Below are 26366 nucleotides of genomic sequence, written 5' to 3'. Positions count from 1 at the left end.
AAAACTCCCCAAAACCTTACGTCAGGCTAAAAGCTTCGACTTCGGCGGGAACGCCGACATTCAGCGACCGCGCGCCCTCGGCCGTGCGCTTGACCAGGCCCGCCAGCACCTTGCCGGCGCCCACTTCGACAAACAGGTCCACGCCCGCCTTGTGCATGAACCCCATGCATTCGCGCCAGCGCACCGCGCCGCAGACCTGGGCGACCAGCAGTTTTCTGATTTCGTCGGGGTCGGAAACCGGCGCCGCCGTGACATTGGCGACCACGTCGACCACGGGTTTTTGAATCTTCGTCCCGGCCAGCGCCGCCTGCATGGCCTCGGCGGCCGGCTGCATCAGGGCGCAATGGAAGGGCGCGGAGACCGGCAGCAGCATGGCGCGCTTGATTCCATGCGCCTTGGCGATCTCGATGGCCGCCTCCACCGCCTTTTTCGCGCCGGAAACGACGATCTGGCCGCCGCCATTGTCATTGGCGACCTGGCACAATGCGCCCGTCGCCGCTTTGGCCTCGTTGGAAATGGTTTCGGCCTGGTCGGGCTCGGCGCCGAGCAGCGCCGCCATGGCGCCCTCGCCCACCGGAACCGCCTTTTGCATGGCGGAGCCGCGCAGACGCAACAGGCGCGCGGCGTCGGCGATCTCGAGCGCGCCAGCGGCGGCCAACGCCGAATATTCGCCGAGCGAATGACCCGCGACAAATTGCGCGTCCCGGGCGAGGCTCACCCCCTTCTCGCTTTCGAGCGCGCGGAGCGCCGCGAGGCTCACCGCCATCAGCGCCGGCTGGGCGTTTGCAGTCAATTGCAACTGCGCCGCATCGCCCTCGAACATCAGGGCCGACAGCTTTTCGCCGAGCGCCTCGTCCACCGCCTCGAACACCGCGCGGGAGGCGGCGAAGGTTTCGAACAGGGCCTTGCCCATGCCGATGGCCTGGGACCCCTGGCCGGGAAAGACGAATGCGACGGACATGAACACTCCCGCGGAATCTGGAAACGCGGGCATTTGGCGCCCGCCGCCGCGCCTGTCAAGGCGCGCAACCCGGGCCGGATTGCCGCAAGGGGCGGCCCGGCGACGCCCGCGCGCGAGCGCGATGCGCGCGCCATGCGCCTGCGCGCGGCGCTGTACACGCAATCTTCACCTGTTGAGCACAGTGTCGCCTGAAAGCGCCGCGCAATCATGAGGATCGCCGCGGCGCCGGGCAAAGTCCCGCCTGTCGCGCTTCATGTCGGAAGCCCCGCAGCGCCCGCCGGGGCGACGAGCATTCGGATTCGCATGAGCGCCTTTTTCAGATTCTCCAGCAATTTAGGGCGGGATCGGGATTTGCCGCCGCCCGTCTATCGGGCGCTGATCGTCTCCCTGTTCGAAGGCGCCGCGCGCAATGCGGCCAATGTCTCCGCCTATGCGCTGCTCGGCGCCTTCATCATGCTCCGCGCCGAGGACTCCGCGATCCGCGTGAGCAGCGGGCTGCTGATGGCGGCGAGCGTGTTCCGGGCGACCGTCGAACTCTCCTGCTGGCGGACGATCAGCGACAGGCGCGCCGACGCGCTGGCGACGACCGGACAGGTCGAGGCCGAGGAGATGCGCTATATCTGGGGCGCCGGCCTGTTCAGCGCGGCGCTGGCGCTGGTGCAAGGGCTGGTTCTGGTTCTCCCAGGCGGCGAACCGTTTCGGCTTCTGGTCGTCGCCGCCGTGCTGATCTTCCTGGTCAGCTCGCCGGCGCGCTCCTGTGGGTCGCCGCGCGCCGTCCTCCTCCAGACCAGCGTCATAAGCCTCGGCTTCTGCGCGGCCATGCTGCTCACCGGCGGCGCCAACGCCTATCTGTCCATCGCGCTGAGCCTGGTCCTCTTCCGCCATTTGCGCGACACCACGCGCTCGCTGCACGGCACGATGGTGTCGATGCTGCTCGCCCGCAGCCGCGCCGAGGACGCCGCGCAAAAACTCGACACGGCCCTGAACAATATGGCGCAGGGCCTGCTGATGATCGACCGAGGCCAGCGGGTTCAGGTATCGAACCAGATCTTCGCCGAAATGTTCGACCTTCCGGGCACGCCGATCGGCCTGGGCGTCCGCCGGCTGGTCGGCGCGCTGATCGCGCCGCGCCTGACCGGCGACCACGCGCGGGCGGCGCTGATCGAGTTCTTCGACGGCGACGGAGGCTCGGAGGGGCAATGGCGGCTGACGGACGGCCGCATCCTCGCCTTCTCCCGCCAGATCGCGGCGCAGGGCGCGGTGATCACCGTCGCCGACGTCACCGCCGAACACGAGGCCGAGCAGAACATCCAGCGCATGGCGCGGTTCGATCCGGTCACCGGCCTCGCCAATCGCGCCTTCCTCGCGGAAATGCTCGACAAGACCATCGCCACGGCGGCGGGCGGCGACGGCTTCGCGCTGATGTCCATCGATCTCGACCGCTTCAAGGAGGTCAACGACGCCCACGGCCATCACGTCGGCGACCTCCTGCTCACCGAGGCGGCGTCGCGGATGCGCGAGGTGATCGGCGCCCGGGGCTTCGTCGCCCGGTTCGGCGGCGACGAATTCGTCGTGCTGCTCGAAGCCGCGCGGCGCGAGACCGTGACCAAGATCGGCGCGGCGCTGGTGCGCGCGCTCGGCGCCCCCTGCCAGATCGAAGGCAAGACCGTCCGCATCGGCGCCAGCATCGGCGCGGCGATCTTTCCCGACGACGCTCCGGACGCCAAGGCCTCGACCCTGCTCAAGGCCGCCGATATGGCGCTCTACGACGCCAAGGCCTCCGGACGCGGCGCGGTCAAATTCTTTGTCGAGGACATGGCGGTCGCCGTGCGCCGCCGGCGCCGGCTGGGCGCGGCGCTTCGCGACGCGCTCGGCCAGAATCAGCTCACCCTGGCCTACCAGCCGATCGTCGACCTCAATGGCGGGCGGGTGATGGCGGTCGAGGCGCTGCTGCGCTGGACCCATCCGGAATTCGGCGCGGTGTCGCCGGCCGAATTCATTCCCATCGCCGAGGAGATCGGCGCGATCATCGAAATCGGCGCCTATGTGCTGGAAAGCGCCTGCCGCGACGCTCTCGCCTGGCCCGCCGATGTGCGCATCGCCGTGAACCTGTCGGCCCTGCAGTTCGACGGCGGCGACCTCGAGGCGACCGTGCGCGGCGCGCTGGAGCGGACCGGCCTCGCCCCCGAGCGCCTGGAGCTGGAGATCACCGAATCCATCCTGATCGGCAATCACGTCGAAGTCCTGCACAAACTCAACCGCCTGCACGCGCTCGGCGTGCACATCGCGCTGGACGATTTCGGCACCGGCTATTCCTCGCTGAGCTATCTCAACGATTTCACCTTCGACAAGGTGAAGGTGGACCAGAGTTTTATTCGCGACATGACGTCGGCGCGCAATTCCAAGGCGGTGAGCATCATCCGCGCCGTCAACGCCATCGGCGCCGACCTGAACATGACGGTGGTGGCCGAGGGCGTCGAAACCGCGCAACAGCTCTCCACGCTTCGCGCGCTCGGCGTGTCAGGCGCGCAGGGGTTCTATTTCAGCCGGCCGGCGCCGGCGCAGGAGATCGGCGTGATGCTGCTCAAGGAAATCGCCGAGCGGGCGGGCACCCAGCGCCCGGACGAGCAGAAAACAGCTTAGAAAAAACCCGGCCGCTGGCGACCGGGTGAAGTCGAACGTTCCGCAAGAAAATCGGCGCCCCGCTCGCCCGGACCGGAGCGCCAGGGCCGCTCAATATTTGGCGACGACCGGCTCGGCGGCGGGGCCGCCGAACTTGTAGATGACGGCGCCCAGAACCTGGTTCGAGGTTACGCGGATGCCGTCGTTGACGAAGGTCCCGTAATTGTAATAGCCGCCCGTGCCGAGATCGACGTAACGATATTCGATGCGGGTGATCCAGTTCGGGGTGAAGGCGTAATCGACGCCCGCGCCGATGGTCCAGCCGGTGCGGGAGGTGGTGTAGGACGTCGGCAGCAGGACGCCATTGTCATAGCCGACCTTGACATCGCCGAAGGCGACGCCGCCCGCCACATAGAGTAGCGCGCGCTCCCAGGCGGCGAAGCCGAGGCGGCCGCGGATGGCGGCGGCGTAATTGGAATTGAGCGTGTTGTTATAGACGGTGACCACGCCGCCGAAATTGTCGTTATAGGCATAGGCGCGATTGCCGCCGAGCACGGCCGCCGCGTCGCCTTCGAGGCCGAAGACGAACTGGTTGACCTGCCAGTTGTAGCCGAGCACGCCGCCGACCAGGCCGGCGTCCTTGTAGATGCCGTTGCCGGTCCAGTTGTCATGGTAGTTGCGGAAATCGCCGCCGCCTTCCACGCCGATATAAAAACCCGTCCAGGTGAAGACCGGCGGCGGCGGCGCATAGACCGGCGGCGGAGCCTTGGTCGAAGGCAGATCGGCTGCGAAAGCCGAGCCGGCCATCGCCAGGACGGCGACGGTCGAGAGAAGAACCTTTTGCATCGGAAACCCTTCCTGAAGTTCGCCAAGAATGCGGTGTGTGTGCATTCTATACTTTGAAATAACCTCACGAATCGTGTTCACACAAGCGGCATAAACCACTATTCATGATTATGTTGTTTTTCCGTCTCAGCGGTTCTACGTAATCACTGCGCAAATACTTAAGCGTCGCTGTTAGGGCGGCGCGGGGGCGAGGCGCCGCGCCGCCCGCATCGACCGCAAAAAACCGGTTCCGCTTGCAATCCCCGAAATTTCCCCTATAAGCGCCCCTTCATGTTTCGGCCGGGGGCTGAACGGAGGGCCGATTTCGGCTGGCCTTAGGGCCGTCCTTCCCGTGTTCCCGCCTTCGATTGCTAAGTCTGTCGGGCCTTTCTCCGGGCTCGAAGGGCTCCGCGCCGGACCATGAAGCAACAGAGAAAGGTATCCCAATGGCTCTTTACGAGCACATCTACCTTGCTCGCCAGGACCTCACCGCCCAACAGGTCGAGGCCCTCAACGAGCAGTTCAAGGCCACCATCGCCAGCCTCGGCGGAACCGTCGGCAAGGTCGAATATTGGGGCGTCAAGTCCCTGGCCTACCGCATCAAGAAGAACCGCAAGGCGCATTTCACCCTGATCAACGTCGACGCGCCCCCGGCCGCCCTGGCCGAAGCCGAGCGTCAGTGGTCGATCAACGAAGACGTGCTGCGCAACCTCACCATCAAGGTCGAGGCGCTGGAAGACGGCCCGTCCGCCATGCTGCGCAAGCGTGACGACGACGAGAACCGCGAGCGCGGCGACCGCCCGGATCGCGGCCCCCGCCTGCCCAGCGGCCGCGCGCCGCGCCCGCGCCGTGAAGACGCCGCCGAAGGAGGAGCTTTCTAATGTCCACCGCCGCCGCCGGCGCTCGCCGCCCCTTCTTCCGCCGCCGCAAGACCTGCCCGTTCTCGGGCCCGAACGCGCCCAAGATCGACTACAAGGACACCCGTCTGCTGTCGCGCTACATTTCCGAGCGCGGCAAGATCGTGCCCTCGCGCATCACCGCGGTTTCCGCCAAGAAGCAGCGCGAACTGGCCCAGGCCATCAAGCGCGCCCGATTCTTGGGCCTGCTGCCCTACGTGATCGTGTAATCAACGACGCAACAGTAGCCCTCACCCTGAGGAGGCGCTGAAAGCGCCGTCTCGAAGGGCGGGGGCGGTCCACGACATCATTCAGACGCCGGACCATCCGGCGCCTGATAGCTGGGGCGGGCTCGACCCGCCTCTAACCGGGCAAACCGGGACAGCGCAGGCATGAACGACAACAACCCTCCGACAGACTGGTCCGACCGCCTGGTCGGCTTCGGCGCCGGCCTCGCCAGCGCCCTGCTGTTCGCCGCTTCGACGCGGGGGACCGGGCTCGCCATGGCGCTGGCCTATGTCTGCATCCTGCCTCTTCTCATCGGCGCCATCGGCTTCTCCGCCCTCGCCGCGCTCACCGGCGCCGGCGCCGGCGCGCTGTTCCTGGCCTATGCCGGCGAACCCCTGCTCGGACTCGCCTTCTTCCTCGGCTTCGGCGTCCCCGGCTTTTTGCTGGGCCTGCTGGCGGGCTGGACCTATCGGCTTCAATCGCCCGACGACGCCCCCGATTCGTCGCCAAGAGTTCTCAATTTTCACTTGTCGCCCGGCGCCCTGCTCGGCGGCGCCGTGCTGGTCTCCGCCTGCGCGGCCTGGACCCTGACGGGCGCGCTGATCTGGAGCGAAGGCGGTTTTCACGCGGCGCTTGACGCGGCGCTCGCCGAATATGGCCCGGCGCTTGACCCGACCCTGAAGAAACTCGCCAAGGTCGCGCCCGATCTCGACCTGACCCAGGCGAAGAAGATCGTCGTGCTCAGCTTCCCGGGCGCGGTCGCGGCCTCGCAGACGCTGCTGCTCGCCTTCAATCTCTGGCTCGCCGCCCGCGCCATCGACATTTCCGGCCGGCTCGGCCGCCCCTGGCCGCCGCTGCCGGAAACGACCGTGCTGCCGCGCGGCCTCGGCCTGGCCTTCCTCGTCGCCCTCGGCCTCTGCTTTGCCGGCGAGTCCGTCGCCGTCTTCGCCGGCGCCTTCGCCGCAAGCGCCGGCGTGGCCCTCGCCCTGCAAGGGTTGGCCACGGCGCACGCGCTCACCCGCGGCCACAGCCAGCGCGGCGCCATTCTGGCCTCGGTCTATTCCGTGACTCTGGTCGGCGTGGCCGTCGCGCCGCCGCTGCTGGTCGCCCTTGTCGTGTTCGGACTCGCCGAGTCCGCTCTGTCCCTGCGCGCGCGCAAAGCCGCGCGCGCAAAAATCGCAAATACCGAAAAAACAGGAGAGTAAAATGGAAGTCATTCTGCTTGAACGGGTCGCCAAGCTCGGCCAGATGGGCGAAGTCGTGCGCGTGCGCGACGGCTACGCCCGCAATTTCCTGCTGCCGCGCGGCAAGGCTCTGCGCGCCACCGAAAACAACAAGAAGCATTTTGATGGCCAGCGCGCCCAGCTCGAAGCCCGCAACCTCGAGCGCAAGTCGGAAGCGGCCGCCGTGGGCGAGAAGCTCAACGGCCAGGTGTTCGTGATCCTGCGCCAGGCGGGCGAAGCCGGCCATCTCTATGGCTCAGTCGCCCCGCGCGACATCGCCGACGCCGCCACCGCCGGCGGCTTCACCATCGAGCGCCAGCAGATCGTGCTCAACGCGCCGATCAAGACCCTCGGCCTGCACAAGGTGCCGGTGCACCTGCATCCGGAAGTGGACATCACCATCGAGGTGAACGTCGCCCGCTCCGCCGAAGAGGCCGAGCGTCAGGCCAAGGGCGAATCGGCGGTGGTGCGCGAAGAGACCACTCTGGCCGACCTCGGCCTGGAAGTTGGCGCGGCGCTGGCGGAAGCCGGCCCCGACGTGGAACTCTGATTTTCCCGATCTCTCAGGATCGAACGAACGGGGCGCGTCGCGCCCCGTTTTTTGTCCTCACGCGATCGCCTGCTTTTCCGCGCAACAGTTCGGCATAGACATGCTTGCCGCTTCTGGCGCCGCCGCGAAGGTGATCCATCGCCGTCTAGCGGCTGCGCCTCTTTCGCTTAACGCAGGGGCGCAGGTTCACGCCTCCGCCGCGTCCAGCGGATACAGCCGGATCGGAATCGGACCGGCTTCACGCAGGATCGGATCGACGAACGGATGGGCGGAGAACATCTGGTGGACCAGCACGAACGGTTTTGTGCGCGGCCAGCGCCGCGCCCGGGCGACGCCAAGCCCCCGCAGCAGCGCCCACATGGCGGCATGGCCGACGACGCCATCTGGATCGCAGGCCAGACGTCCCGGACAGGAGTCCGGGGCGATTCCGATCAGTTGCCGTCCCATGGCGGTTCGGTCCAGCAGATAGGCGAGCCCGCTCAGGCGGTGGCGGATGAAAATTTCGGCGCCGGAGGCGTCGACATGCCATTCGGAAAAGATCAGGCAGCTCTCGACCCAGTCGAAATCGGCGGCGCCGAGATCGCCCAGCCGGTATTTTTCGGCGCGAAGCAGCAGCATGCCGCCCGCCGTCGCCGCGACGTCAGGGACGATGGCGGCCGCAGCGCCCAGACCCAAACTTTTCAGAACCATGCGCCGCGTGACATCCATGGCTCGATCCCGAATCGTCTGGCCCCGACCCCACTATGGCGCGCCCGGACTCGCGGGTGAATCGGCGGTCGCGCAATGGCGGGGTCCGGCGGCTTTCCCAAGCGCCAACGGGCGCTTGCGCGCGCAAAGCTTGCGCGGGACGGCGCCGGCGCCATTCTGCGCGAAAGGAGACTCGCATGAAACTGCTGCGTTACGGGCCCACCGGCGAGGAAAAGCCGGGCCTTCTGGATGCTCACGGCCGAATCCGTGATCTCTCCGGCGTCATCCCGGACCTCGGCCCGGCGCAAATCTCGCCGGAGGGGCTGGCGAGGCTCGCGGGCGTGCGTGTCGACTCGCTGCCGCAGGTCGAAGGCCAACCCCGGCTGGGCCCGCCCGTCGCGGGCATTGGCCAGATTCACGCCATCGGCCTGAACTATCGCCAGCACGCGCACGAATCCGGCATGGCGATCCCCGAAGAACCCATCCTGTTCACCAAGGCGACCTCCAGCCTGTCGGGGCCGAACGACGACATCATCATCCCGCGCGGCTCCGAATCGGTGGACTGGGAGGCCGAGCTTGGCGTGGTGATCGGCCGCGCGGCTTACCAGATCGGGGAAGCCGAGGCCTTGAAACATGTCGCCGGCTATCTCACTGTCAATGACGTGTCGGAGCGCGACTTTCAGACGCGGCGCGGCGGACAATGGGTGAAGGGCAAGAGTTCGCCCAGCTTCGGCCCGCTCGGCCCCTGGCTGGTGACGAAAGACGAAATCCCCGACCCGCAGGCGCTGTTCGTCAAACTGTCGGTGAACGGGGAGAGCCGCCAGGACGGCCACACCTCCGACATGATTTTCCCGGTGGCGCGGCTGATCTCCTATGTCAGCGGTTTTCTGCGCCTCATGCCCGGCGACGTGCTGATCACCGGCACGCCCGCCGGCGTCGGCATGGGCATGAAGCCGCCGGTCTATCTGAAACCCGGCGACGTGGTGACGGTCGAGGTCCAAGGCCTGGGAACGCAAACCCAGCGCGTGCGGGCGCAGTAGTTCAGGCTGCGGGCGGGTTTTAGGCGCCGCGCAGCACGCGGAACGCGACCAGCGTCTCCGCCTCCGCCGCATCGACCGGCTCCGTGCGCAGGTCGATCACGGCGGAGAGCGGCGGTCCCGCGCGCATCTCCAGCAGCACAGCCGCCACGTTTTCGGCGTCGCCGCTGATCAGCGCTTCCACGGCGCCGTCAGCGCGGTTGCGCACCCAGCCGGTGATCTGGTTGCGCGCCGCCGCCCGGCGCACGAACTCGCGATAGCCGACGCCCTGGACGCGGCCCTCGACAATCACGCGCAAGGTCTCCGACACGACAAACCCCTTTCAGGCGCAGCGCGGCGCTAGAGCATTTTCGAGCGAAGTGGGTGCCGGTTCGCGTGAAGAAAATGCGTCAAACCAAAAAGCCAGTGCGCTCAGGCGAAGGCTTCGCCCGTCATTCCGCAGCTCTCCAGAAACTTGCGCACCTGGACCACGTCTTCCTTGCTCAAGGTGTGGTGGCGATGCAGCGTGATCTTCTTGCCTTGGAGCGTCAGCTCGACCTTGTTGCCGCTCTTGGCCTCGAATTCGCCCCCCAGCGCCGTCAGGGCGTGTTCGGCGTCCTTGAAGTCGATGTTGTGAGCGATCGGATGCGCGAAGAAGGCGTGCAGGATTTTCTTGGCGTGTTGGTGCACTTCGGACCTCCTCGTGGCATGACCGCGCCATGCTAGCGCGGTGCGCAAGAAAGTCCATGACGCAAGTCAATTAAGGCGGAACGGCGGCCTATCTCGCGCGGATGCGCTGGCCCTTGCGCCGAATGGCGACCATTTCGGCCAGGATCGCAAGGGCGATTTCCTCGGGCGTGACCGCGCCGATGTCCAGCCCGGCGGGCGAGCGGATCGTGTCCAGCACAGCCGGGACGACCCCGTCGCGCGCCAGAGACCTCTTCAACGCCGCAAGGCGACGGCGCGGCCCCACCACCGCCAGATAACGAGCGGGAAGCCGCGCCAGCGCCGGCAGCGCCGCCTCTGCGCCCTGGGTGGCGACGATATAGAGATCGCCTAACAAATCCCCGGGCGGGGCAAAACCGTCCACGAGGCGGTCGGCTTCGGCAAAGCTGGCGTGGTCTTTTTCGGGCGCGCAGATCGTGACGAAAAATCCCAGGCGGCGCGCCAGATCGGCGAGGGCCACGGCGACCAGCGCGGCGCCGGCGATCACCAAATTCGGGCGCGGCAGCAGCGGCTCGACCAGCAGGTCCAGCGCGCCTGCTTTCGTTCGCGTCCGCAGCAGCAGCGGTCGTCCGTCCTCCAGGGTCTTCTTGGCGGCGCGAAACACATCGCGGCCGGCGGGGCCGGACAGCCAGCCGGTAAATCCGTCCGCCGCGATGACGGCGCGCGCCCCGGCGAAAGGCGCTCTGCCCCGCACCGAGCGGACCACGGTCGCGACCGCGATCGCTTCGGCGTCGGATGTGACCGCGCCAACGAGATCGACAATGTCCTTTGGCGCCCCCATCGCGTTGAAATGGGAGCGAAGCCGCCGCAGCGCGAGCTTGATGCGCCCATCAAAACTTCGTGATTGCTTGAACGGCACAAACTTACTTGAGCTTTGTCTTTCAAACATTGTGAACGGCCGAGCCGCATACATATGTCTTCAAAACGCGCGACCTCAGGGAGAAAGACATGAATGTTGCAACGGACAACCCGGGTCAGTGCCCCATGCATGGACGCGCCGGCAGGGGCAACAAGGACTGGTGGCCCAACCGCCTCAGCCTGCAGATGCTTTACCAGCACTCGCCCCGCTCCAATCCCATGGGCGAAAGTTTCGATTACAAAAAAGAGTTCGAACAACTCGATCTCGACGCGGTGATCGCCGACCTGCGCGCGCTGATGACGCAGTCGCAGGACTGGTGGCCGGCCGATTTCGGCCATTACGGCGGCCTGTTCATCCGCATGGCCTGGCATAGCGCCGGCACCTATCGCATCGCCGACGGACGCGGCGGCGCCGGCGGCGGCCAGCAGCGTTTCGCGCCGCTCAACTCCTGGCCGGACAACGCCAATCTCGACAAGGCGCGGCGACTGCTGTGGCCGATCAAGCAGAAATACGGCAAGCGTCTGTCCTGGGCCGACCTTTTCGTCCTCGTCGGCAATGTCGCTTTGGAGTCGATGGGCTTCAAGACCTTCGGTTTCGCCGGCGGGCGCGTCGACACATGGGAACCCGAGGAACTCTACTGGGGCCCGGAAGGCTCGTGGCTCGGCGACGAGCGCTACAGCGGCGAACGCCAACTGTCCAACCCTCTCGCCGCCGTGCAAATGGGCCTGATCTATGTCAATCCCGAGGGCCCCAATGGCAAGCCCGATCCTGTCGCGGCGGCCCACGACATCCGCGAAACCTTTGCCCGCATGGCGATGAACGACGAGGAGACCGTCGCGCTGATCGCCGGCGGCCACACTTTTGGCAAGACCCACGGGGCCGGCGACCCCTCGCTGATCGGCGCGGAGCCGGAAGGCGGCGAGATCGAGGACCAGGGCCTGGGCTGGCGCAGCAAGTTCGGCACGGGCCTTGGCGCCGACGCGATCACCGGCGGCCCCGAAGTGATCTGGACCCAGACTCCCACCCGCTGGAGCAATTATTTCTTCGACAATCTGTTCAACTTCGAATGGGAGCTGACCAAGAGCCCGGCGGGCGCGTGGCAATGGGAGGCGAAGGACGCCCCGGCCGATGTGCCGGACGCGCACGATCCCACAAAAAAACATCGCCCGCGCATGCTCACCACCGATTTGTCGCTGCGCTTCGACCCGGCCTATGAAAAGATTTCGCGCGACTTCCACCAAAACCCGGAAAAATTCGCTGATTCCTTCGCACGCGCCTGGTTCAAGCTGACCCATCGCGACATGGGGCCGCGGGCGCGCTATCTGGGCAAACTGGTCCCGTCGGAAATCCTGATCTGGCAGGACCCGATCCCGCCGGTCGATCACCCGCTGATCGACGCGCGCGACATCGAGGCGCTCAAGCAAAGCGTTCTGGCCGCCGGTCTGAGCGTCAAGCAATTGGTCTCCACCGCCTGGGCCTCCGCCTCCACGTTTCGCGGCTCCGACAAGCGCGGCGGCGCCAATGGCGCGCGCATCCGCCTGGCGCCGCAAAAGGACTGGGAGGTCAACAACCCGCCCGAACTCGCCCAGGTGCTGCAAAAGCTTGCAGCAATCCAGCAGGACTTCAACGCTTCCGCCGAGGACGGGAAAAAAGTGTCGCTGGCCGATCTGATCGTGCTCGCCGGCTGTGCAGGCGTCGAAAAAGCCGCTGGCGACGCCGGGGTGGCGACAAAAGTCCCGTTCACGCCGGGACGCATGGACGCCACCGAAGCGCAGACCGACGCTGAATCCTTCAAGGCGCTCGAGCCTTGGGCGGACGGGTTCCGCAATTATTATGTGCGCGGCAATCTGATGGCGCCGGAAGAAGCCCTCATCGACCGCGCGCAACTGCTGACCCTCACCGGTCCCGAAATGACCGTGCTGGTCGGGGGCTTGCGCGTGCTGGAAGCCGGCGTGTCGAAACACGGCGTCTTCACCGACCGCCCCGGCCAACTGACCAATGATTTCTTCGTCAATCTTCTGGACATGGCGACGGAATGGGAGGCGACCGGCGAAAACAGCTATGCCGGCCGCGACCGCAAGACCAAGCAGCCCAAATGGACGGCGACCCGCGTCGACCTGATCTTTGGCTCGCATTCGGAACTGCGCGCTTTGGCCGAGGTCTATGGCTGCGCCGACGCCCACGAAAAATTCGTGCGGGACTTCGTCGCCGCCTGGACCAAGGTGATGATGGCCGACCGCTACGAGCTCGGCCGGCATATCTGAGCGGCGCCGCTTCGCCGCCTCAGACGAAAAATCCTGTAGCCCTCACCCTGAGGAGGCCCCGCCAGGGGCCGTCTCGAAGGGCGGGGGCAGTCCACGGGCGCGTTCCCCCGAAAACACGGTCAAGCGGATTCCCGACTCGATTTTGCGCGCCTGTGGATGACGGGGATGCGGGCGCGCGCATAACGATTCATTTTCCATTTTCGCCGCGCTCATGCGAAAACACCCTCCCGCCGGACAGAGCCGGCGCTCACAGCATTATAATTGCGCGATTCGCGCCGGGCGGCCTCACCGCTCGGCCAGAGGAGGTTTTTGCCGATGGCGGCGCTGGAAAAAGTCTATGATCGCGCTCTCGTACCGGCTTCCGAGCAAAATTTCCGCACGCCGCCCGCCAATATCGAGGCCGAACAGGCGCTGCTCGGCGCCATCCTGGTCAACAATGACGCCTTCGACCGCGTTTCCGATTTTCTGAAGCCCGAGCATTTTTCCGAAGACCTGCACCGCCGCATCTACGAGATCGCGGGCCAGCTGATCCGCGCCGGAAAGCTCGCCACCCCGGTCACGCTCAAAACCTTTTTGGGCGAGATCGACCTCGGCGGGGCCATGACCGCCCCGCAATATCTGGCCCGTCTCGCGGCGGAAGCCACCACCATCATCAATGCGGTCGATTACGGCCACGCCATCCACGACCTCGCCGTGCGCCGACAGCTGATCAACATCGGCGAGGATGTGGTCAACACGGCTTACGAGGCCGATGTGGACTCCTCGCCCCGCGCGCAAATCGAGGAGGCGGAACGCAAACTCTACGCCATCGCCGAGACCGGCCGCTACGAAGGCGGATTCCACAAATTCTCCGAGGCGCTCACCGCCGCCGTGGACATGGCGGCCAAAGCCTGGGAGCGCGAGGGCGGTCTGTCCGGCGTGTCCACCGGCATGCGCGACCTCGACCGCATGATGGGCGGCTTGCAGCCCTCGGACTTGATCATTGTCGCCGGCCGTCCCGGCATGGGCAAGACCGCGCTCGCCACCAACATCGCCTTCAACGTCGCCAAGGCTTATCGCGGCGAAACCCAGGACAATGGGCAGGTCGCGACGGTCAACGGCGGCATCTGCGGCTTCTTCTCTCTCGAAATGTCGAGCGAACAGCTCGCCACCCGTATCATCGCCGAGCAGGCGCAGGTGCCCGGCTACAAGATCCGGCGCGGCGATATCACCGAGGGCGAGTTCCACCGCATTTCCGGCGCCGCCCGCGACATGCAGTCGATCCCGTTCTACATCGACCACACCGGCGGCATTTCCATCGCCCAGCTCACCGCGCGCGCAAGGCGCTTAAAACGCCAGCGCGGCCTGGACCTGCTGGTCGTCGACTATCTGCAACTGCTGTCCGGCTCGAAATCGCGCAGCGACAACCGCGTGCAGGAGCTGACCGAAATCACCACCGGAATGAAGGCCCTGGCGAAGGAGCTGAACGTTCCCATCATCGCCCTGTCGCAATTGTCGCGTCAGGTGGAGGCGCGCGACGACAAGCGCCCGCAATTGTCCGACCTGCGCGAATCCGGCTCGATCGAACAAGACGCCGACGTGGTCATCTTCGTCTATCGCGAGGAATATTATCTGAAGAACAAGCAGCCGCGCGAGGGCACGCCGGAATTCCAGCAATGGATGAGCGAAATGGAGCGCGCCCACGGCAAGGCGGAGGTGATCATCGGCAAGCAGCGCCACGGCCCCACCGGAACGGTGGAACTCGCCTTCGAAGGCGAATATACACGCTTCAGCGATCTGGCGACGGACGACCACCTGCCGGCGCATATGTGAGGTTAGCAAATGCCTGAACCCGCCCTTCCCGCCGATCCCTGCAAGGACCGGGAAAAGAGTCAGGCGTGTCTCACCATCGACCTCGACGCGCTCGCCGACAATTGGCGGCTGCTGAAAGCGCGCGCGCGCGGCGCCGAATGCGCCGCCGTGGTCAAGGCCGACGCCTATGGGATCGGGATCGGGCCAGCGGCCAGAAAGCTGGCGGCGGCCGGCTGCAAGACGTTTTTCGTCGCCCATCTCGCCGAGGCCGAAATTTTGCGCAAGGTCGCGCCGGAGGCGCGGATTTTCGCGCTCAACGGCCTGCCGCCCGGCGCCTCAAGCCTTTTTGCGCGGAACAACCTGCTGCCCGTGCTCGGCTCGCTGCCGGAGCTGGAGGAATGGGTGGCGTTTTGCCGCGCCGACGGCCAGAAACACCCGGCCGCCCTGCACATCGACACCGGCATGAACCGCCTGGGCCTCACGCCCCCGGATTTTCCGCGCGCGCTTGATTTGATCGAGCAGTTCACGCCGGCTTTGATCATGACCCATTTCGTCTCGGCCGAGGACCATTCCGCGCCGCGCAATCGCGCGCAGATCGAACGCTTCGAGCGCGCCTGCGCGGTTTTTCCGCCGATGCGCGCCAGCCTGTGCAATTCCTCGGGCCTGTTCCTGGAGGAGGCCCCGGTGTTCGACCTCACCCGTCCCGGCTACGCGCTCTATGGCGGCAATCCGACGCCGGGCAGCGACAATCCCATGAAAAAAGTGGTGTCGCTCGATGCGTTGATCCTGCAAGTGCGCGACATCCGCGCCGGCGAAACGGCGGGATATAATGCGCGCTGGACGGCGCATGCGCGCCGGCGTCTCGCGACCATTGGGCTCGGCTATGCCGACGGTTTTCCCCGCTCGGCCTCGTGCGGCGCCGTCGGCGCGGAAGTGTTCGCCGGCGGGGTCTATTGCCCGGTGGTCGGTCGCATTTCGATGGACCTCAGCATTGTCGACATCACCGACGCCGCCCCCCTGAAGCGCGGCGACCGGGTCGAAGTTCTGGGCGACAACATTTCGGTGGACGACCTCGGCGCCTGGGCCGGCACCATCGGCTACGAGGTGTTGACGAATCTGGGGCGGCGGTATCGCAGGGTCTATGTGGGCGAGGCGTGAGGCCGCGAATATGGCCGGCGCGGTTTTTGCTCAAAAGTGAAAATGCGGAACACACAAGATTTTGTTCACCTTATGTTCCACGTGAAACGTTTTTGACTCCCCTCCACCCGCAAACCCCGGAAAACCAGGGGATTGAGAGCAAGGCCTCCAATTCCGCGCCAAAACTGCGCCCCAACATCCTGTATGCAACTTTTGAGTTGCACGCACGAAAATCGACGTTTTTGAGCAGAAATTCGCGCGAATTTCGCGGAATTTTCACAAGAAACGGAGGATTTGACGCAAAGCGTCACAACCCCAGATAGAAATTTCCACAGTCGCAACGCCCCGCCCAAGCCTTGCGCCACCGCGCAAAACCGTCATGATGCCGCCACGTCATTGGACGCCGCCATGTCGATCAAAATCTTTCTGTCAACCGTTTCAAACGAATTTCGCGCCTACCGCGATTTCTTGCGCCACGAACTCACCCGTCAAAACGTCGAGGTCAAAGTTCAAGAGGATTTTGTCGACCTCGGCGGCGATACGCTCGACAAGCTCGACGTCTACATCGCCGAATGCGACGCGGTGGTGCATCTCATCGGCGACATGACCGGCGCCACGCCCGGCGCGCGCGAACAGGCAGCGCTCCTGCGCAAACTTCCCGACATCATCAGCGACCTGCCGCCCCTCGCCGACGCGCTGTCGGCGGGCGCGCCGATCACCTACACGCAATGGGAGGCCTGGCTCGCCCTCCACCGAAAAAAGCTCTTGCTGATCGCGACGCCCGGCAAAAAGGCGCGCCGCGAAAAGAAGACTTTTGCGCCAACCGACGCCAGCCGCGCCGCGCAGAGAACGCATCTCGACCGGCTGAACGCCGTGCGCCGCTTTTCCGGCTGCGCCTTCGCCAACGCGGACCAACTCGCGACCTATGTCTTCCGCTCAGGCATCCTCGACCTGCTGGTCGAGGATTACGCCGCCAGCGAGGCGCACAAGCGCAAGATCGCTCAGGGGTTTATCCGCGAAATCGCGCCAAAGATCGCGGCAAACAAGAACCATGATTTCGACGGCATGAAGCAGGAGGTGCGCACCGCCATCGAGATTTACGAGAAGGAAATCGCAGGGGGCGTTGTGGAGACGAACATTGACTCCACCGTCGATGCGGCGCTGCAAAAAGCCAAGACGCAACTGGACAAAGGCCAATCCGGCCTCGCCCGCGCCACCCTGCGCCGCGCGGCGGAGGAAATGCGCTGTGAGGAACAGGAGCGCCGCGACCAATACGAACAGGGCGTTCGCCTGCTCTACACCCGCGAAAAAGACATTGCCTTGGCCGCCTACGACGGCGAGGCGGCGGCCCAGGCGGTGATCGAAATGACCGAGGCGCTGCATGGAGACAACCATGAGCGACTTTGGGAGGAACTGAAACAGGCGGAAAACGCGCTCCTCGTCTTCGGCCGCGACCAGGGCAGCAATGTCCATCTCGTCGCCGATATCGCGGTTGCGCGTCATCTGGAGCAATGCGCCCGCACGCCGGACGAAAAAGGATACGCGCGCAATGCGCACGGAATCGCGTTGGGGGCGCTTGGCGAACGGGAGAGCGGAACCGCGCGTTTGGAAGAGGCTGTGGCCGCCTTTCGCGCCGCACTGGAAGAATGGACGCGCGAGCGGGTTCCGCTGGACTGGGCGGCGACGCAGACCAATCTCGGCACTGCGTTATCGAGTCTTGGCGGGCGGGAGAGCGGAACCGCGCGTTTGGAAAAGGCGGTGGCGGCCTATCGCGCCGCGCTGGAGGCGATTTCGCGCGAGCGTGTGCCGCTTCAATGGGCGATGACGCAGAACAATCTCGGCACTGCGTTATCGAGGCTTGGCGAGCGGGAGAGCGGAAACGCGCGTTTGCAAGAGGCGGTGGCCGCATATCGCGCCGCGCTGGAGGAGTTTTCGCGCCAGGGGGGTCCGCTGGCCTGGGCGACGACGCAGACCAATCTCGGCACCGCGCTGCAAATGCTTGGCGAGCGGGAGAGCGGAACCGCGCGTTTGGAAGAGGCGGTGGCCGCCTTTCGCGCCGCGCTGGAGGAATGCACCCGCGAGCGGGTTCCGCTGGACTGGGCGATGACGCGGAACAATCTCGGCAATGCGTTATTGAGGCTTGGCGAGCGGGAGAGCGGAACCGCGCGTTTGGAAGAGGCGGTGGCTGCATATCGCGCCGCGCTGGAGGAGCGCACCCGCGAGCGGGTTCCGCTGAACTGGGCGATGACGCGGAACAATCTCGGCAATGCGTTATTGAGGCTTGGCGAGCGGGAGAGCGGAACCGCGCGTTTGGAAGAGGCGGTGGCCGCATATCGCGCCGCGCTGGAGGAGTTTCCACTCGAGCGCGTTCCGCTCAATTGGGCGAATACAACAGGCAACCAAGGCTACGCGATGTTGGTGCTTGCGGAGCGGACCAGTGATGGCGCGCTGGCGTCGCACGCAATGGAACAGCTTGAAACCGCCGAAAGCGTCCTGCGCGAAGGCGGCCACGAGGCCTGGTCCATAACCTTCCGCAACCAAATCCCCGCCGCCAAAGCCTTGGTGGAGCGCCTCGCCGCGCCGACCAAATGACGGAGCCCGCCAACGCCTGATGCAGGCCAACCATCTGGACAAGCGCGCAAAACCTTTACGCCGTCATTGCGAGCGCAGCGAAGCAATCCACCCTGCGACCGGCACGGCGCCCCTTTCAAGGAGGCGCTGCCGCAATCAACTCCCCCCAACAAACCCGCTGGAGCGCCTCACCGCCATCCCCAAAACCAGCCGCCCAACGCCGCTGGACTTTTGCGCGCCCTCATGTTCTAGAAACGTTCCGCCCAAACCCCGAGACCTCCCTTGGCCAAAGCCCGCACCTCCTTCATCTGCCAGGCCTGCGGCGCGGTGTTTCCGCGCTGGCAGGGCAAGTGCGAGGCGTGCGGCGAGTGGAACACCCTTCACGAGGAAGCCCCCACCGCCGGAATCGGCGCCCTCGCCGCGCGCGGCGCGAAAAAAGGCCGCATCTTCGCCCTCGAAGGTTTGTCGGGCGAATCCAAACCCGCCCCCCGCATCCTCTCCGGCCTCGCCGAACTCGACCGCGTCACCGGCGGCGGCTTTGTCCCCGGCTCCGTGCTCCTGATCGGCGGCGAGCCCGGCATCGGCAAATCCACCCTCCTGATTCAAGCCTGCGCGGCTCTGGCGCGGAAAGGCGAGCGGGTCGTCTACATTTCGGGCGAAGAGGCCGCCGCCCAGGTGCGCCTGCGCGCCGAACGCCTCGGCCTCTCCGACGCCGCTGTGGAACTGGCGGCCGAAACCTCGGTCGAGGACATCATCGCCACGCTCTCGGCAGGCCGCCGCCCGTCCCTGGTCGTGATCGACTCGATTCAAACCATGTGGACCGAGACGGCCGACGCCACCGCCGGCACGGTCACGCAAGTGCGCGGCGCGGCGCAAGCCCTGATTCGCTTCGCCAAACTGTCGGGCGCCTGCGTCATCCTCGTCGGCCACGTCACCAAGGACGGCCAGATCGCCGGCCCGCGCGTGGTCGAGCATATGGTGGACGCGGTCGCCTCCTTCGAGGGCGACGGCTCCCACCATTTTCGCATCCTTCGCAATGTCAAAAACCGTTTCGGCCCCACCGACGAAATCGGCGTGTTCGAAATGACCGGCGGCGGCCTCACCGAAGTCGCCAACCCCTCCGCCCTGTTCCTGGCGGGACGCGACGGCTCGGCGGCGGGCGCGGCGGTGTTCGCCGGCATGGAGGGGACGCGCCCCGTCCTGGTCGAAATCCAGGCGCTGGTCGCCCCGAGCGCGCTCGGAACCCCGCGCCGCGCCGTGGTGGGCTGGGACCCGAGCCGCCTGTCCATGCTGGTGGCGGTGCTCGAAACCCATGGCCGCGTCAAACTCGGACAGCACGACATCTATCTCAATGTCGCCGGCGGCATGAAGATCGCCGAACCCGCGGCCGATCTCGCCGCCGCCGCCGCGCTCGTCTCGTCGCTGGTCGGCGCCGTGCTGCCGCAGGACATGGTGTTTTTCGGCGAGGTCGGCCTGTCCGGCGCCGTGCGCCCGGTTCCGCACGCCGGACTTCGGCTGAAGGAAGCGTCAAAGCTCGGCTTTTCCCGCGCCGTCGCGCCGCAGGGGGCGAGCGACAAGACCGAAAAGCCGGCCGGCATGGGCCTCAACGCGATTCGCCACATTGGCGAGGCCATCGCCGACATTGCCGCGCTCGGGCGCCGATCCCCTGCCGAACGTAAGTCGGGCTGAAAAAATTCAGCGGCCAATTCCGCTGTTGTTAACCCTTGCGGGCGCCGAGGGTTCGAGAAACCAGCACATTATCTCCTCAGCGGGGCGCAACACCATTAGCGCGACCGCCTAAACGTGCTGCCGTTGCGTAAGCCTCGGTGGATATTTTTGGCCTATTTCAAGGAGAAACGACGAGGGGATAGTCCAAATGTCCGTTTCTACCTCCCACAACTGGGTCTTCCGTTTCGGCAGAGACCGCCAGGCCTCGGTGGCGATCACCTTCACCTTCGCGGTAATCCCCGTCATCGCGCTGATGGGGCTCGCCGTCGACTACGGGCGCGCGCTCAAAGCCAAGAGCGCGCTTCAATCGGCCCTCGACAGCGCCGCGATGATGGCCGTCCAGACCTATTATTCCACCAATGACCTGACCAAGGCCACCACGACCGCCACCGCCAATTTCGGCGCCAACGCCAACAGCATCGGCCTCGCCTTTTCCGGTTCCCCGTCCGTGACCGCCAATTCCGACGGCAGCGTCACCGTGACGGCGCAAGGCTCCTTGGCCACCACCCTGTCATCGCTGTTCGGGGTTCAGTCCAGCCCGCTGAACCTGTCGTCGACGGCGAAGATGACGCATCCGCTGACGCCCCACACCATCACCTATCAGTTCCAATACGCGAAGGGCTGGTATTACAAGGTGGTCACGCTCTACGTTCAGCAGACCAGCGGCGGCGCGACGCTTCCCTTGGCCACCTGGACCTACAAGGCCTATAATGACGGGAGCGACGGCACCTCGGCGACCGGCAACAGCCACGCCGCCATCCCCAAAGTGACCGCCAATGTCCCCTATTTCTGGACATCGACGTCCACCCAGCCGACCGACACCGGCATCGGCATCACCACCACGACCTGGAACACGACCAATCTGAACACGATCGGCGCCACGCTCGACAGCGCCAACAGCAAGATCACCTTCAACCAGACCTATTACAATCTCTACCTGACCATGCAGATCGTCAATTCGCGCTGCGCGCCGGGCCAGAACTATAGCGCGACGAATGTGACGGCCTCCGACGCCGACGAGCAGAAATTCGAAGCCGTCTACCAGAAGACCTGGACCAGCACGAAGCTGAACGAGAACATCGCCTGTTCCGGCGCGGCCAACAGCAGCTGGTCCAACACGGTGTCCACCAACAGCAAGACCAATTCGAACTGGCTTTACATCAACGGCCAGCAGCAGGCCGCCAACACCGTGCTTGGCCTGGCCAACGCCTTCCCCTGCCCCAGCGGCGTCTCGGACAACACGCCCGTGACCAACAATTATGAGTGGGAAGATTCCAGCACCAGCACAACCGGCACCCGCGACTTCTTCTTCAGCCTGACCACCACCTGCACCACCAACCAGTGGAGCGGCGCCCCCAACATCCCCAAGCTGGTCCGCTGAACGGCGCGCGGGCGCGCCCGCGCATCCCTTGAGTCGACGCCGCCTTGCGGTTTGGTTATAAGCGGCCCGCGCGCCCTGGCGCGCGGATTCGTGACTTTCCCAGCCTGAGGCGACAATGCCGTCCTATCTCGACCTGATCGTTCTGGCCGTCATCGTGGTTTCGGCTTTGCTCGCCATGCTGCGCGGCTTTACACGAGAGGTGATGGCGATCCTGTCCTGGGGCGCGGCGGCCGCGGCGGCGATCTATTTCTATCCGCTGCTGGTGCCGAAACTCGTGGACGCGGCCTCGCCGGTCTTCGTCGCCAAGGAGGCTTTGCGGCCCTATATCGCCGGCGCCGCCATCTTCTTCGTCACGCTGATCCTGGTGTCGATCGTCACCATCCGCATTTCCGACGCCATTCTCGATTCTAAGATCGGCGCGCTCGACCGGTCGCTGGGCTTCCTGTTCGGCCTGGCGCGCGGGCTGCTGCTGTGCGCCATCGCTTTCGTCTTCCTCAACTGGCTGGCCCCCGACGCCGTGAACGGAACGGACAAGAGCGGGAAAAAGGACTGGCTCGCCAATTCGAAAAGCCTGCCGCTGCTCAGAACCGCCAGCGCCCAGTTGCTCGCCCTGCTGCCCGACGACCCCGACGGCCTGATCAGCAAGCTGAAGAAGGCCAAGCCCGGCGCGGACGAGGCGCCGCCGCAGGACGCCGACAGCGAGCCGAAGGACGCCCCTGTCACCCCCTCGCCGGTCAAGCCCGACGCCAAGCCGGACCCCAAATCCAATTCCGGCGACAAGGCCAAGCTCGACCAGCTCATGCGCGGCCGGTGATTTTCGCCGCCAGCGCCGCACCTTGGCCAAAGCCGCCCGGGATGAATTTTTTGTGACCCCTTCCTATTTCGTCCCCGGCGGTTTATTGACCTCTCGAACTTAAACCCGGGCTCGTTTGAGGCGCGTCGCCGCGCTTCTGAACCCAATTCGCGCGCTGACACGACCGGCGCGCGTCGGGAGCGCCGTCATGAACTGTTCCGAGCTTGACGCAGACTTGGACCTCGCCTTGACCGACACGCATCTGGACGATTTCGATCTGAACGCCGACCGTCTGCGCGAGGAATGCGGCGTGTTCGGCATTTACGGCCATCCCGAGGCCGCCGCCGTCACCGCGCTGGGCCTGCACGCCCTGCAGCACCGCGGCCAGGAAGCCGCCGGCATCGTCGCCTATGACGGCCACCGCTTCAATTCCGAACGCCGCATGGGCATGGTCGGCGACACCTTTTCCAAGGCGTCCACCATTCAGCGCCTGCCCGGCGATCGCGCCATCGGCCATGTCCGCTATTCGACGACGGGCGAGACCATTCTGCGCAACGTCCAGCCGCTGTTCGCGGAGCTGGATTCCGGCGGTTTTGCTGTCGCGCACAACGGCAATCTCACCAATGCGCTGACCATCCGCCGCGACCTGATCCGCGCCGGCGCCATCTATCAATCGACCTCCGACACCGAGGTGATCCTGCATCTGGTGGCGCGCAGCCGCAAACACCAGATCGTCGAGCGTTTCATCGAGGCGCTGCGCCAGATCGAGGGCGCCTATGCCTTTGTCGCGCTGTCGAACAAGAAACTGATCGGCGCCCGCGACCCCCTCGGCATCCGCCCGCTGGTGCTCGGCCAGCTCGACGGCCATTACATTCTCGCCTCCGAAACCTGCGCGCTCGACATTATCGGCGCGACTTTTGTCCGCGACATCGCCAATGGCGAGATCGTGGTGATCTCGGACGAGGGCGTGCAGAGCATAAAACCGTTCCCGCACCAGCCGGAACGCCCGTGCATCTTCGAATATATCTACTTCGCCCGGCCGGATTCCGTGGTTCAGGGCCGCTCGGTCTACAATATTCGCAAGCAGATGGGCGCGCAGCTCGCCCACGAGAATCCGATCGAGGCCGATGTGGTGGTGCCGGTGCCGGATTCCGGCGTGCCCGCGGCCATCGGCTATGCGCGAGCCTCCGGCATTTCCTTCGAGCTCGGCATCATCCGCAACCATTATGTCGGGCGCACTTTCATTCAGCCGACCCAGTCCATCCGCGAATTGGGCGTGCGGATGAAACATTCGGCCAATCGCGCCGTGGTCGAGGGCAAGCGCATCATCCTCCTGGATGATTCCATTGTGCGCGGCACGACCTCGGTTAAAATCGTGCAGATGATGCGCGACGCCGGCGCCCGCGAGGTGCATTTCCGCATTTCCTCGCCGCCGATCACCCATCCCGATTATTACGGCATCGACACCCCGGTCCGCGAAAAGCTGCTCGCCGCCACCCATACGCTGGAAGAGATGCGCGAGCTGATCGGCGCGGATTCGCTGGCCTTCCTGTCGGTCGACGGCATTTACAAGGCCATGGGCGTCGGCGCGCGCAATCCGCTGCGCCCGCAATTCACCGACCATTGCTTTACCGGCGACTATCCCACCAGTCTCACCGACCTCAAGGGCGCCGACATCAAGACGCAACTTTCGCTTCTCGCCGAAACCGGCTGATATTTCCCATGGAGTTTGTTATGTCCGAAGCAACCCCGCTCGACGGGCGGATCGCACTTGTCACCGGCGCTTCGCGGGGCATTGGCCGGGCGGTGGCGCTGGAGCTGGGCCGCCGGGGCGCCCATGTGGTGGCGCTCGCCCGCACCCAGGGCGCGCTGGAGGATCTCGACGACGAAATCCGCAAGCTCGGCGGCGAGGCGACGCTGGTTCCCTGCGATCTCAAGGATTTAGACGCCATCGACCGGCTCGGCGCGGCGCTGCACGAGCGCTGGGGGCGGCTCGACATTTTCGTCGCCAACGCCGGCATTCTGGGATCGCTGACGCCGATCGCCCATTGCGATCCCGAGAAGTGGGAGCAGGTTTTTGCAATTAATGTCACAGCCAACCAGCGCCTGCTGCGTTCGCTGGACATGCTGCTGCGCGCTTCGGACGCCGGCCGCGTCGTGGCGCTGACCTCGGGCGTGGCGCAAAAGGTGCGCGCCTTCTGGGGCCCCTATGCCGCCTCCAAGGCGGCGCTGGAGGCCATGGTGCGCGCCTATGCCGCCGAAACCGAAAACGTCTCGTCCGTGCGGGCCATGCTGGCCAACCCCGGCCCGCTGCGCACCAAAATGCGCGCCGCCGCCATGCCGGGCGAGGACCCGGGGACGCTGAAGACGCCGGAGGATTTCGCGCCCAAACTCGCCGACCTCTGCGCGCCCGACTGGACGCAAACCGGAAAGTTTTACGATTTTCCCACTGACAAGATCCTGAGCTTCCAGCCGCCGGCGTAACCGCGGTTCGCCCCCCGCCGCGCGCCCTTCGCGCGGCGGACCTGTCCGCGATGGGCGATACCTCCGGAAGCTCTGCTTAACCCTGCTCGGGCTTTCGCCCCGGGCGGGGCTTCTCTCTGAAATTCATTCCAAGACTGCATTAAGCGGCGCGACGCGATCTGAGCGCGCCGGCATGAAGCCGGCCCGGCGTCCGCGCGCTCGAACGGCCGATGCGCATGCCGATGTGCAAGGGCCGTCGCCGTCATCAGGACGGCGTCCGCGAGCAGGCCCCTCGCCGCCGAAGCGCGACGCCTGCCCCTTCTCCCCGCCTGAGCGGAGCGGCGTCACTCCCGCTCGATGCGGATCACCTGCGGTTTTTCGGCGATATGGCCGTCGGCGACAATGGCGGCAAGCGCCTCGCGGATGCTCGCCTCCGTGGTGGCGTAAGTGACGAGCACCACGGGGACGACGCTGTCGTCGTCGCCCGGCCGGCGCTGCACGATGCTTTCCAACGAAATCCCGCGATCCGCCATGCGCCGGGCGATGGCCGCCGCCGCGCCAATATGGTTGCGCGCGGCGAGCCGGACGTAATAGCCGCCCTCGTGGCGCTGCATCGGCGATTTCTCCGCGCTCGCCAGATGGCCGACCGGCAGGCCGAAGGGCGCGCTGCGAATCCCGCGCGCGATGTCGGCGATATCGGCGACCACAGCCGAAGCCGTCGCCATGCCGCCGGCGCCCGGGCCGACCAGGGTGAGTTCGTTGACGGCGTCGGCGTCGACCGTCACCGCATTGGTGACCCCCATCACCTGGGCGATCGGCGAGGACAGCGGCACCATGGTCGGATGCACGCGCTGCTCGACGCCATGCGCGGTGCGCTGCGCCACGCCCAGCAACTTGACGCGGAAGCCGAGTTCCTCCGCCGCCTTGAGATCGGCGAGCGAAATGTCCTGGATGCCCTCGATGGAAATGTTTTCGGCGTCGAGCTTCACGCCGAAGGCGAGCGAAGACAGGATGGCGAGCTTGTGGGCGGTGTCGAACCCGCCGATGTCAAACGTGGGGTCGGCCTCGGCATAGCCGAGTTTCTGCGCGTCGGCGAGGCACTCCGCAAAGGAAAGCCCCTCCAGCTCCATGCGCGAAAGGATGTAATTGCAGGTGCCGTTCAAAATGCCGTAGACGCGGGCGATGCTGTTGCCGGCGAGCCCTTCGCGCAGGGTTTTCACGATCGGAATGCCGCCGGCGACCGAGGCCTCGAAGGCGAGCGCCGCGCGGCTGTTCTCCGCCAGCGCCGCCAGCTCCAGCCCGTGCTTGGCGAGCAAGGCCTTGTTGGCGGTGACCACCGATTTTCCCGCGGTCAGCGCCGCCATGACGCTTTTGCGCGCGACGCCCTCGTCGCCGCCGATCAGTTCGACGAACAGGTCGATGGAGTCGGACTGCGCCAGCGCCGTGGCGTCGGAGAAAAAGGCGACGCCGGCGAGATCGACGCCGCGATCACGGTTGGGATCGCGCGCGGAGACGCCGGCGACTTTTATGGCGCGTCCGGTGCGAGCGGCGAGGTCCTGCGCCTGGGCGTGCAGCAGGCGCGCCACCGAGGCTCCCACCGTGCCCAGCCCGGCGATGCCGACGCGTAAAACCTTGTCCATGTCAC

Annotated in this window: 22 protein-coding genes; 15 read left to right on the top strand and 7 right to left on the bottom strand. The window is 65.8% G+C overall.

The annotated features are described in order from the left end of the window. Window positions 1-16: 16 nt before the first annotated feature. Window positions 17-961, bottom strand: a complete 945-nt coding sequence (gene fabD, locus M2320_RS03255; protein WP_264596067.1) for an ACP S-malonyltransferase — start codon at window positions 959-961, stop codon at window positions 17-19. 303 nt (window positions 962-1264) lie between these two features. Here fabD and M2320_RS03250 point away from each other — a divergent pair, with 303 nt between their 5' ends. Continuing rightward, the gene (locus M2320_RS03250) at window positions 1265-3604 is read left to right on the top strand and encodes a putative bifunctional diguanylate cyclase/phosphodiesterase (protein WP_264596066.1); all 2340 of its coding nucleotides are present in this window, start codon (window positions 1265-1267) and stop codon (window positions 3602-3604) included. Between the two features lie 90 nt (window positions 3605-3694). On the opposite strand, the gene M2320_RS03245 is transcribed toward M2320_RS03250, so the two are convergent. Further along, complete coding sequence (locus M2320_RS03245) at window positions 3695-4429, bottom strand: outer membrane protein (RefSeq protein WP_264596065.1); 735 nt, start codon at window positions 4427-4429, stop codon at window positions 3695-3697. 425 nt (window positions 4430-4854) lie between these two features. Between M2320_RS03245 and rpsF the strand changes: the two genes are divergently transcribed. The 4 genes from rpsF (at window position 4855) to rplI (ending at window position 7305) form a co-directional block, all read left to right on the top strand. After that, entirely contained in the window at window positions 4855-5289 is a 435-nt protein-coding gene (rpsF, locus tag M2320_RS03240) for a 30S ribosomal protein S6 (RefSeq protein WP_264596064.1), read from the top strand. After that, window positions 5289-5534 (top strand): 30S ribosomal protein S18, encoded by a 246-nt coding sequence (gene rpsR, locus M2320_RS03235; RefSeq protein WP_155445588.1) that lies wholly within the window; start codon window positions 5289-5291, stop codon window positions 5532-5534. The genes rpsF and rpsR overlap by 1 nt, the downstream gene beginning before the upstream one ends. A gap of 162 nt (window positions 5535-5696) precedes the next feature. Next, on the top strand, window positions 5697-6737 hold the full coding sequence (locus tag M2320_RS03230) for a hypothetical protein (RefSeq protein ID WP_264596063.1): 1041 nt from the start codon (window positions 5697-5699) through the stop codon (window positions 6735-6737). A 1-nt stretch (window position 6738) separates the two neighbouring features. After that, entirely contained in the window at window positions 6739-7305 is a 567-nt protein-coding gene (gene rplI, locus M2320_RS03225) for a 50S ribosomal protein L9 (protein ID WP_184425831.1), read from the top strand. Window positions 7306-7491: 186 nt separating this feature from the next. On the opposite strand, the gene M2320_RS03220 is transcribed toward rplI, so the two are convergent. Further along, a complete protein-coding gene (locus tag M2320_RS03220) occupies window positions 7492-8013 on the bottom strand; it encodes a hypothetical protein (RefSeq protein ID WP_264596062.1) in 522 nt (173 codons plus the stop codon). A gap of 176 nt (window positions 8014-8189) precedes the next feature. Here M2320_RS03220 and M2320_RS03215 point away from each other — a divergent pair, with 176 nt between their 5' ends. Continuing rightward, window positions 8190-9032 carry a fumarylacetoacetate hydrolase family protein gene (locus M2320_RS03215; RefSeq protein ID WP_264596061.1) on the top strand — a complete coding sequence of 281 codons (843 nt, stop codon included), beginning with the start codon at window positions 8190-8192 and terminating at the stop codon, window positions 9030-9032. Window positions 9033-9051: 19 nt separating this feature from the next. Here the strand turns inward: M2320_RS03215 and M2320_RS03210 are convergent, their stop codons facing one another. The 3 genes from M2320_RS03210 to M2320_RS03200 all read right to left on the bottom strand — a co-directional run bounded on the left by M2320_RS03210 (window position 9052) and on the right by M2320_RS03200 (window position 10593). Continuing rightward, window positions 9052-9339, bottom strand: coding sequence for an acylphosphatase (locus M2320_RS03210; RefSeq protein ID WP_264596060.1), 288 nt, complete (start codon window positions 9337-9339; stop codon window positions 9052-9054). A 101-nt stretch (window positions 9340-9440) separates the two neighbouring features. After that, on the bottom strand, window positions 9441-9698 hold the full coding sequence (locus M2320_RS03205) for a hypothetical protein (protein WP_264596059.1): 258 nt from the start codon (window positions 9696-9698) through the stop codon (window positions 9441-9443). Window positions 9699-9786: 88 nt separating this feature from the next. Continuing rightward, window positions 9787-10593, bottom strand: a complete 807-nt coding sequence (locus tag M2320_RS03200) for an XdhC family protein (protein ID WP_264596058.1) — start codon at window positions 10591-10593, stop codon at window positions 9787-9789. Between the two features lie 89 nt (window positions 10594-10682). On the opposite strand from M2320_RS03200, the gene katG reads away from it, so the two are divergent. The 9 genes from katG (at window position 10683) to M2320_RS03155 (ending at window position 24742) form a co-directional block, all read left to right on the top strand. Beyond that, a complete protein-coding gene (gene katG / locus M2320_RS03195) occupies window positions 10683-12857 on the top strand; it encodes a catalase/peroxidase HPI (RefSeq protein WP_264596057.1) in 2175 nt (724 codons plus the stop codon). 315 nt (window positions 12858-13172) lie between these two features. Further along, complete coding sequence (locus M2320_RS03190; RefSeq protein ID WP_264596056.1) at window positions 13173-14669, top strand: replicative DNA helicase; 1497 nt, start codon at window positions 13173-13175, stop codon at window positions 14667-14669. 9 nt (window positions 14670-14678) lie between these two features. Next, window positions 14679-15806 (top strand): alanine racemase, encoded by a 1128-nt coding sequence (alr, locus tag M2320_RS03185; protein WP_264596055.1) that lies wholly within the window; start codon window positions 14679-14681, stop codon window positions 15804-15806. Between the two features lie 387 nt (window positions 15807-16193). Continuing rightward, window positions 16194-18377: a tetratricopeptide repeat protein gene (locus M2320_RS03180; protein WP_264596054.1), complete on the top strand. Its 2184-nt coding sequence runs from the start codon at window positions 16194-16196 to the stop codon at window positions 18375-18377. Window positions 18378-18638: 261 nt separating this feature from the next. Further along, a complete protein-coding gene (radA, locus tag M2320_RS03175) occupies window positions 18639-20045 on the top strand; it encodes a DNA repair protein RadA (protein WP_264596053.1) in 1407 nt (468 codons plus the stop codon). Window positions 20046-20232: 187 nt separating this feature from the next. Further along, entirely contained in the window at window positions 20233-21465 is a 1233-nt protein-coding gene (locus tag M2320_RS03170) for a TadE/TadG family type IV pilus assembly protein (RefSeq protein ID WP_264596052.1), read from the top strand. A 115-nt stretch (window positions 21466-21580) separates the two neighbouring features. Next, window positions 21581-22279, top strand: coding sequence for a CvpA family protein (locus tag M2320_RS03165; protein WP_264596051.1), 699 nt, complete (start codon window positions 21581-21583; stop codon window positions 22277-22279). A gap of 187 nt (window positions 22280-22466) precedes the next feature. After that, window positions 22467-23972: an amidophosphoribosyltransferase gene (purF, locus tag M2320_RS03160; protein ID WP_264596050.1), complete on the top strand. Its 1506-nt coding sequence runs from the start codon at window positions 22467-22469 to the stop codon at window positions 23970-23972. A 20-nt stretch (window positions 23973-23992) separates the two neighbouring features. After that, complete coding sequence (locus M2320_RS03155; protein WP_264596049.1) at window positions 23993-24742, top strand: SDR family NAD(P)-dependent oxidoreductase; 750 nt, start codon at window positions 23993-23995, stop codon at window positions 24740-24742. Between the two features lie 323 nt (window positions 24743-25065). Here the strand turns inward: M2320_RS03155 and M2320_RS03150 are convergent, their stop codons facing one another. Continuing rightward, window positions 25066-26361 (bottom strand): homoserine dehydrogenase, encoded by a 1296-nt coding sequence (locus M2320_RS03150; protein ID WP_184425798.1) that lies wholly within the window; start codon window positions 26359-26361, stop codon window positions 25066-25068. Window positions 26362-26366 lie beyond the last annotated feature (5 nt).

The organism is Rhodoblastus acidophilus (genome assembly GCF_025961575.1).
In the GTDB taxonomy this organism is placed as follows: domain Bacteria; phylum Pseudomonadota; class Alphaproteobacteria; order Rhizobiales; family Beijerinckiaceae; genus Rhodoblastus; species Rhodoblastus acidophilus_C.
This window is presented reverse-complemented; position numbering and strand designations above follow the sequence as displayed.

Excerpts from the sequence above, each read along its gene's own strand:
- fabD (WP_264596067.1), bottom strand. The coding sequence starts at position 961 with ATGTCCGTCGCATTCGTCTTTCCCGGCCAGGGGTCCCAGGCCATCGGC.
- M2320_RS03250 (WP_264596066.1), top strand. The coding sequence starts at position 1,265 with ATGAGCGCCTTTTTCAGATTCTCCAGCAATTTAGGGCGGGATCGGGAT.
- M2320_RS03245 (WP_264596065.1), bottom strand. The coding sequence starts at position 4,429 with ATGCAAAAGGTTCTTCTCTCGACCGTCGCCGTCCTGGCGATGGCCGGC.
- rpsF (WP_264596064.1), top strand. The coding sequence starts at position 4,855 with ATGGCTCTTTACGAGCACATCTACCTTGCTCGCCAGGACCTCACCGCC.
- rpsR (WP_155445588.1), top strand. The coding sequence starts at position 5,289 with ATGTCCACCGCCGCCGCCGGCGCTCGCCGCCCCTTCTTCCGCCGCCGC.
- M2320_RS03230 (WP_264596063.1), top strand. The coding sequence starts at position 5,697 with ATGAACGACAACAACCCTCCGACAGACTGGTCCGACCGCCTGGTCGGC.
- rplI (WP_184425831.1), top strand. The coding sequence starts at position 6,739 with ATGGAAGTCATTCTGCTTGAACGGGTCGCCAAGCTCGGCCAGATGGGC.
- M2320_RS03220 (WP_264596062.1), bottom strand. The coding sequence starts at position 8,013 with ATGGATGTCACGCGGCGCATGGTTCTGAAAAGTTTGGGTCTGGGCGCT.
- M2320_RS03215 (WP_264596061.1), top strand. The coding sequence starts at position 8,190 with ATGAAACTGCTGCGTTACGGGCCCACCGGCGAGGAAAAGCCGGGCCTT.
- katG (WP_264596057.1), top strand. The coding sequence starts at position 10,683 with ATGAATGTTGCAACGGACAACCCGGGTCAGTGCCCCATGCATGGACGC.
- M2320_RS03190 (WP_264596056.1), top strand. The coding sequence starts at position 13,173 with ATGGCGGCGCTGGAAAAAGTCTATGATCGCGCTCTCGTACCGGCTTCC.
- alr (WP_264596055.1), top strand. The coding sequence starts at position 14,679 with ATGCCTGAACCCGCCCTTCCCGCCGATCCCTGCAAGGACCGGGAAAAG.
- M2320_RS03180 (WP_264596054.1), top strand. The coding sequence starts at position 16,194 with ATGTCGATCAAAATCTTTCTGTCAACCGTTTCAAACGAATTTCGCGCC.
- M2320_RS03170 (WP_264596052.1), top strand. The coding sequence starts at position 20,233 with ATGTCCGTTTCTACCTCCCACAACTGGGTCTTCCGTTTCGGCAGAGAC.
- M2320_RS03165 (WP_264596051.1), top strand. The coding sequence starts at position 21,581 with ATGCCGTCCTATCTCGACCTGATCGTTCTGGCCGTCATCGTGGTTTCG.
- purF (WP_264596050.1), top strand. The coding sequence starts at position 22,467 with ATGAACTGTTCCGAGCTTGACGCAGACTTGGACCTCGCCTTGACCGAC.
- M2320_RS03155 (WP_264596049.1), top strand. The coding sequence starts at position 23,993 with ATGTCCGAAGCAACCCCGCTCGACGGGCGGATCGCACTTGTCACCGGC.
- M2320_RS03150 (WP_184425798.1), bottom strand. The coding sequence starts at position 26,361 with ATGGACAAGGTTTTACGCGTCGGCATCGCCGGGCTGGGCACGGTGGGA.